Genomic DNA, 7,297 nt, shown 5'->3' with positions numbered 1-7,297 from the left:
TAGCCCCCATCCACAACGTTATGCACAGATCTGGGGAAAAACTTGTCCTCAGAGGTGTGGAAACCTGCTTTTCGCGGGATGTCAAGGCGTTTCCAACGTCTGGATGACGTGCACGGATCGGAAAATGTGTGAAATTTCTTTCTCTCCGGGCCCGTAATCCACAGATATGGGATAGATTATTCACAGGCCTTCAGCTCGGGGCGGACCCCCAGAAGGCGGAATCGCGGCAATTTGACGTGCCGTGCAGATTTTTCTATCGTTATTCAGTCCTATGCGTGTGTTTTGTGCCCTGCTCAGATCATTAGAAGAGCCCACTGAACCTCGCATGCAATAAGTACGAGCGTCAGCCTGTTGTTTGCTAACCGGTAGTAACGGGCAAGTCGCATCCCTAGATCGTCTTGGAGAAATACCGTGAGCAAGCGGACTTACCAGCCCAACAACCGTCGTCGTGCCAAGAAGCACGGTTTCCGTCTTCGTATGCGTACCCGCGCGGGTCGTGCCATCCTGTCGGCACGCCGTTCCAAGGGCCGCAGCTCGCTGTCCGCATAAATTTGCGGCACAGCTTTTGGACACAAGGCGGGCACGGAAAATCATACGTTCCGTGTAGCTAGCCATGTTGCCAAAGAATCAGCGACTGCGACTATCGCAGGACCTTACAGCCACAGTACGTTCCGGTGTCCGAAGCGGGCGCCGGAACGTCGTGCTATATGCACGCCGCCAAGCGGACCCAGTAAGTGGGGATCGCATAGGATTTATCGTTTCAAAGGCTGTTGGCGTCGCCGTGAAGAGGAACTTGGCTAAACGCCGTTTACGAGCGATAGCCCGTGAGCTGCGTAGCGACGAGGGAAACCTTGACATCGTCGTACGGGCCCTTCCAGGCGCCGCGGAGCTGTCGTGGGATGAATTGCGCCAGCAGGTAGCGAGCGGTTGGTCCGCGATCGAGCACAAACTCGTGGACCGATGATGCGCAAGGAAAGCAAGGCCCGCACCGGTCCTGTTTGGTTCATCATCGATATTCCTCGAAATATCTTGATCGGGTTGCTGATCGCCTATCGAAAGCTGATTTCTCCGCTATATGGGGATGTGTGCCGATATTTCCCCAGCTGCTCTGCCTACGGCTTGGAAGCCGTGACCAAACATGGGGCAGTCAAAGGGACAGGGCTAACGGCCTGGCGCATATTGCGATGCAATCCTTTTAGCCATGGCGGAGTCGACCATGTACCTGAGAGCCGAAGAATTTGGCCCGACGGTAAACTGCCGAAGATCATAGTTTTGAATCACCCGGTGATTCCCGACGATGAAGATGATGCCGCACCGCGCGGACACAAGGAGCCTGACCGGTAATGAACTTCTTAGACACGATACTGACTCCGTTCACATACGTGGTCTCGTGGATTCTGTGGGCTTTCCACGAGCTCTTTACGCGCATAGGCATGAATCCGGACTCCGGTGTCACCTGGACACTGTCGATCATGTTCCTGGTGCTGTTGATTCGTAGCGCGCTAATTCCTGTTTTCGTCAAGCAGATCAAGGCGCAACGCGCCATGCAAGCCCTGCAGCCGGACCTACGCAAGCTTCAGGCGAAGTACAAGGGCAAGACGGACCAGATGTCGCGTCAGGCTATGGTTCAGGAACAGCAGGCGCTGTTCAAGAAGCACAAGACCAACCCACTTTCATCTTGTCTGCCGCTACTGGTGCAGATGCCGTTCTTCTTCGCCCTGTTCCGCGTGCTCAATACCGCTTCACGGGCCAGCAGCGAAGGACGTTCGGTGGGCGCGCTAAACGCCGACCACATCCGCAGCTTCGACCAGTCCACCATCTTCGGTGCTCCGTTGTCGGAAACGTTCCTCGGGACCATCAATTCCGGTGCGGTGAACCCCGCTGTTATCGTGGTCGCGATCATCATGATCCTGGCCATGACCGCTTCCCAGTTCATTACCCAGCGTCAGCTGATGACTAAGAACATGACGAAGGAAGCCCTCGAGGGCCCATTCATGCAGCAGCAGAAGATGATGCTGTACATTCTTCCGCTGGTCTTCGGCATTGGTGGCATCAACTTCCCCATCGGTGTACTGATCTACTGGACCGCCTCCAACCTTTGGACCCTGGGCCAGCAATTCTGGGTCATCCGCAACAACCCCACCCCGGGTTCGGAAGCAGAACGTGAGCTGAACGCCCGTCGCGCTGCCAAGGGGCTGCCTCCAGTGGGGCAGAAGAAGACCGAAGAGGCAGAGCCCGTGGTGGAGCCCAAGGGCCAGCGCGTGCAGCCCCAGCGCAAGAATCGTAGGAAGAAGAAGTAGGCATGACTGCAACCGAGAATCCTGAAGTGTCACAGGGCGAAGAAGCCGTAGAAGAGCATGTTGTAGATGTTGCCGATGAAGGCGATGTCGCAGCCGATTACCTCGAGGAACTGCTGGACATTGCAGACCTTGACGGCGATATTGACATTGAAGTTCGTGGCGGCCGTACCTACATTTCCGTGGTCGCTGACGAACAGAGTTCTGATCTGGCCGGGCTGATCGGCAAGGACGGCGAGGTGCTCGACGCGTTACAAGAGCTAACCCGGCTTGCGGTCCTGAACGTCACAGGGGAGCGTTCTCGGCTGGTATTGGATATTGCCGGCCACCGCGCGGCGCGTACTGAGAAACTGCGTCAGATCGCCGAGGAAGCGATCGAGCGGGTACAGGAATCGGGTGAGCCGTTCCATCTGGAACCGATGAGCGCGTATGAGCGTAAACTCGTGCACGACATCATCGCGGATGCTGGGCTACATTCAGAGTCCGAAGGTGAAGCCTCGCGTCGACACATCGTTGTCACCACACTCTAGTAAATGAGAGCCCACCTTCGGGTGGGCTCTTTTGTCTCAGGGAGAATACCGAAATGACCCAAGACCTCAGCATGACGGCGGAAGAGAATGCAGCCGCGGAAGCGATCTTCGGCGACCGACTGGAACTGGCTCGGCGCTACGTGGAACACCTGGCCACTTCAGGCATCGAGCGGGGCCTTTTAGGTCCGCGTGAGGTGCCACGTCTTTGGTCTCGACACGTGTTGAATTGTGCCGTTATTGAGTCCCTGATGCTCTCTGACGCGCAGGTGGCTGACGTAGGCAGCGGTGCCGGCCTTCCCGGCCTTTGTCTGGCTATTGCACGTTCAGATCTCCAACTAACCCTTATTGAACCCTTAGAGCGTCGTTGCATCTGGCTGACTGAGGTTATTGACGATCTGGGCCTTGAGAACGTAGTAGTGATGCGCGGGCGCGCGGAACAGATGTTGGATGCCGTAGATGCGGACTATGTTACTGCGCGGGCTGTATCCGCTCTGAGTAACTTGGCAGGACTAACTATTCCTCTGCTGCACGGCAAGGGGGAGCTGCTAGCCATTAAGGGACGGTCTGCTGCCGAAGAGGTCGCAAAGGCCGCGAAGGTCATTCGCAAGCTGGGTGGAACTCACACGGAGGTCCTCACCGTCGGTGAGCGCCTACTGGAGGACCCGACTACGGTGGTTCGAATCAAGGTTGGCTAGCCCATACGGGCTAACCTAGATGTGTAGGCGAGGGTTTTGCTCGTATCATCGAAACCATCGAGCTAAAACAACGTTCTTAATTTGTTTAATTTGTTTCACGTGAAACACGTGCGGCGGAGTGGCAACAACTGCGCTGATTCACGGTAAGGAGTGCCGCCCTTGACCAAGGGAAAGAATTCGTCGAGTAACGTCTTCGACATCAACGATGCGTCTTCCCCACTTGCGAGTCAATTGGCCAGCGAACATCGTCGACGCGAAGCGCTATCGGAGAAGGTGGTACCTATGCCCGAGAAGACTCGATACTTCACGATTTCCAATCAGAAGGGCGGCGTAGGCAAGACGACCACTACCGTCAATCTCGCCGCTGCCCTGGCCAAGAGCGGGCTTAACGTGCTGGTGATCGATATTGATCCACAGGGCAACGCATCGACGGCTCTAGGGATCGAGCATCATTCCGAAGTCGACAGCATTTACGACGTTCTGATCAACGATCTTCCGTTGAATGAAGTCGTGGCGACCTGCCCGGATCTGCCGTCGCTTCAAGTTGCTCCTGCAACGATTCACTTGGCCGGCGCAGAAATAGAACTTGTCTCGGTTGTCGCCAGAGAGCAGCGGCTACAGAAGGCTTTGGACGCCTACGCACGATGGCGTCAACGTGAGGGCCTTCCTCGACTGGACTATGTGTTTATCGACTGTCCGCCAAGTTTGGGTCTGCTGACAGTCAATGCCTTTGTAGCCGCTCGAGAGGTCCTAATCCCGATCCAGTGTGAGTACTACGCTTTGGAAGGTCTAAGCCAGCTATTGAAGAACATCGAGATGATTCAGACGCATCTCAATTCGAAGCTTTCGGTGTCGACAATCCTGCTGACCATGTACGACGGACGAACCAACCTCGCCGCCCAAGTGGCCACCGAGGTCCGGGAGCACTTCCCTGAGCAAGTCCTGAAGGCTGTTATTCCAAGAAGCGTGCGAATCTCGGAGGCTCCAAGCTACCAGCAGACCGTCATTACTTACGATCCAAATTCCACAGGCGCTCTCTCGTATCTGGAAGCAGCGGTGGAAATTGCGGAACGGGGCGAACCTAAATAATGGGTTCCAACTCTGACGCGAATCATAAGAACAACCTCTGTCAGTTGGCTCTGGAGTACCGATCATAGTGCGACCTGCAGGTTCTAAGGCATGACCGCAGGCTCACCGGCAGAGGTACGTTGCAGGAAGTTTCTAAGCGTTTTGATGCACATTCAGCATTAGACTAGGTATGGGTTGAGTGTCTTGATGAAAGGGCGGGCCATCAATGGCTGAGAAAAAACGGGGATTGGGACGGGGTCTTGGTGCGTTGATCTCCAGTTCCCCGGCCGTTGCGGCTGAGGAGAACGACTCTGTTTCACGTGAAACAACCACGCACGAAACTATTGCTGCCGACAACGCTAAGTCTAAATCCGGACGTCCCGTAGATATGTTCTTTGAGCCCGGGCGAAAGACCAATACGGGCGACGCCGGAGTACCAGGTACCAAAAAGCCGATCAAACGTGGTCGTGCAACGATGCCGGATCTATCCTCCAGCGTGAAGCCGAGATCGTCTTCGGAGGATGCGTCAAAGCCGTCGAAGCCGTCCAAGCCAGAGCCTCAGCTCAGCGAGCCTACTATTGAGGTGGATTCAGAGCAACTGGTAGAAGTTCCAGGCGCACGGTTTGCGGAAGTTGACGTTAAGGATATCCATCCGAACCGCAAGCAACCGCGATCTAATTTTGACGAAGAGCAGATGGATGAGCTGATACATTCCATTCGCGAGATTGGGCTCCTTCAGCCAATTGTCATTAGGCCTTCACGCGAAGATGGACGTGAACCCTACGAGCTTGTCATGGGTGAACGCCGTTGGCGCGCTACCCAAGCGGCGGGACTGAACAAGATCCCGGCGATCATTCGAGATACCCAGGATACGGACTTACTTCGGGATGCTCTGCTTGAGAATCTCCACCGGTCTGAGCTGAATCCCTTGGAAGAAGCAGCTGCCTACCAACAGCTTCTCCAGGAATTCGATTGCACTCAAGAGGTTCTTTCGTCACGCATCGGTCGTTCTCGCTCACAAATCTCGAATACGATCCGCCTTATGAAGTTGCCTCCACTCGTCCAGCGTCGTGTAGCAGCTGGAGTACTGTCAGCGGGGCATGCTCGTGCCCTTCTGGGACTGTCCAATAGTGAGGCGATTGAGCAGCTGGCACAACGGGTGATTAGTGAAGGTCTTTCCGTACGCGCCACTGAAGAAGCCGTGGCGCTTAGCGATGACAAGCCGACCTCCAAGAGGCCTTCCAAGCCCCGTGAAACCGCTAGGAATGAAAGACTTGATTTCATAGCTTCATCACTGGCGGACCGCCTTGATACTAACGTGAAGATTGCCTTAGGCGCCCGAAAGGGAAAGGTCAGCATCGAATTCGCCTCCGTGGAAGACTTGAATCGCATCATGACAGTACTTGCACCGGAGATCAAGGACTAATAGGACAAGCAAAGGACGGGTGGTTTCACGTGAAACCACCCGTCCTTTCTCGTCTGCAGGGGAGCAAGACTGTATAGGCCGGACGACTTTCCGGCTTACCCGACAAATGCGGGCCGACGTTGTATTCGCCATAAGCTTCTAATGCGCCGGAGATGAACGCGGGGTGTTCCTGTCCTTGAGATCCTAAAGATAGCGAGCATCTCGCTCCACGAAACGAGGAGCGTAAACGTGTTGATCCCCAAGTTCTCAAACTGAGAGGTAGCAGCATGACAGAATGAGGGTGAAGAATTTCCAAGAATAGCGCTGATCGCCGCTCTACTGCTGGCTGGAGAGAAGTAGGTCGCTCCGGAACATCTACCGTACTCACGAATTGGTTTAATGGTGCGTTGATTTCTGTTTCACGTGAAACTTCGTCCATTGCTACCCGACATCCAAGGCCGGTTGTACCTACCCCAATCACGGTGAACAGTGTCAAGTCATGGAGGTGCGTTGTGGATAACGCATCTTCATCCTCTCAACTTCACGATTATAGACTCCTACCGATTTCGCGTTCTTCGGCTCTTGGAACCGCTGGCGTTTGGCGGGTTCCCGGTAATGCAGGAGTAGATAAGCCAGGGAACTGACGTTAGTACGTTTTTCGCCTAGTGATGGGTATCCATAGCAGTCCGGCGCGTAGTTGGGCACCAGGAATTGAGACATCAGCGCAATAAGTCCAAACATCGCTAGTACATCTTCCGTTGCCCGAGTGCGAAGCGTACTTCTCAGGGGTTTATCTACAAGCATGGGGAATTTCCATCAACCGGTGCACTATAACGCAGGAGAACTCAGCCTAGCCAGATTCCAATCTCGGACAACCCGCTGTGCCGCTGCATATTTGTCTGGCTGTTCCACGAGTACGATCCGGCGCTATCGGTAGCAAGAACGTATGGATTCGTGGGGCATACCCACTAGTCACTTGAACGCGCGAGCGTAGCACTTCTTGCTGACTACGCGGCCAGTGCCGACGAGGCCTGTACGCGCGAGGGAATGAACCTTTGATAACGACGCTGATATCGATGGCAGGCCACCTCTCTCCATGCTCTGAAACCCCTACACGTGTACCGTTCGCGCTACTCTCGATTCCTCTGGGATCCGGAAGATCGTACAGTGACTGCCCACCACGAATAGCGTAGGCAACGGTGCGAAGTTTGCTCCTTATGGACTTCAGTTTCCCAATAGGGCTCGTAGCCGAAATTCGATTTGTTCGCTGATGAAGGTCGCCTACTCAACCGAGGAGTGGCC

At 54.9% G+C, this 7,297-nt stretch carries 8 protein-coding genes; all 8 read left to right on the top strand.

Annotated features, from left to right (window positions below; genetic code table 11):
* Positions 1–411 precede the first annotated feature (411 nt).
* The 8 genes from rpmH to AC6I21_RS15330 all read left to right on the top strand — a co-directional run bounded on the left by rpmH (position 412) and on the right by AC6I21_RS15330 (position 6,016).
* Positions 412–549, top strand: a complete 138-nt coding sequence (rpmH, locus tag AC6I21_RS15365) for a 50S ribosomal protein L34 (protein WP_138176447.1) — start codon at positions 412–414, stop codon at positions 547–549.
* A 64-nt stretch (positions 550–613) separates the two neighbouring features.
* Positions 614–964, top strand: a complete 351-nt coding sequence (rnpA, locus tag AC6I21_RS15360; protein ID WP_446754464.1) for a ribonuclease P protein component — start codon at positions 614–616, stop codon at positions 962–964.
* The gene (gene yidD, locus AC6I21_RS15355) at positions 964–1,344 is read left to right on the top strand and encodes a membrane protein insertion efficiency factor YidD (protein ID WP_138176520.1); all 381 of its coding nucleotides are present in this window, start codon (positions 964–966) and stop codon (positions 1,342–1,344) included. Before rnpA ends, yidD begins: the two co-directional genes overlap by 1 nt.
* A complete protein-coding gene (gene yidC, locus AC6I21_RS15350) occupies positions 1,344–2,300 on the top strand; it encodes a membrane protein insertase YidC (RefSeq protein ID WP_138176451.1) in 957 nt (318 codons plus the stop codon). Before yidD ends, yidC begins: the two co-directional genes overlap by 1 nt.
* Positions 2,301–2,302: 2 nt before the next feature.
* Positions 2,303–2,827 carry a Jag family protein gene (locus AC6I21_RS15345; protein WP_343832211.1) on the top strand — a complete coding sequence of 175 codons (525 nt, stop codon included), beginning with the start codon at positions 2,303–2,305 and terminating at the stop codon, positions 2,825–2,827.
* Positions 2,828–2,880: 53 nt separating this feature from the next.
* Positions 2,881–3,522, top strand: coding sequence for a 16S rRNA (guanine(527)-N(7))-methyltransferase RsmG (gene rsmG, locus AC6I21_RS15340; RefSeq protein ID WP_171021202.1), 642 nt, complete (start codon positions 2,881–2,883; stop codon positions 3,520–3,522).
* A gap of 159 nt (positions 3,523–3,681) precedes the next feature.
* On the top strand, positions 3,682–4,611 hold the full coding sequence (locus AC6I21_RS15335) for a ParA family protein (RefSeq protein WP_138176455.1): 930 nt from the start codon (positions 3,682–3,684) through the stop codon (positions 4,609–4,611).
* A gap of 205 nt (positions 4,612–4,816) precedes the next feature.
* On the top strand, positions 4,817–6,016 hold the full coding sequence (locus AC6I21_RS15330) for a ParB/RepB/Spo0J family partition protein (RefSeq protein WP_446754465.1): 1,200 nt from the start codon (positions 4,817–4,819) through the stop codon (positions 6,014–6,016).
* Positions 6,017–7,297: the final 1,281 nt, after the last annotated feature.

Source organism: Glutamicibacter sp. St.4D3, from assembly GCF_059728615.1.
The sequence above is the reverse complement of the archived record's forward strand: the minus strand, read 5'-3'. Positions and strand labels throughout refer to the sequence as shown.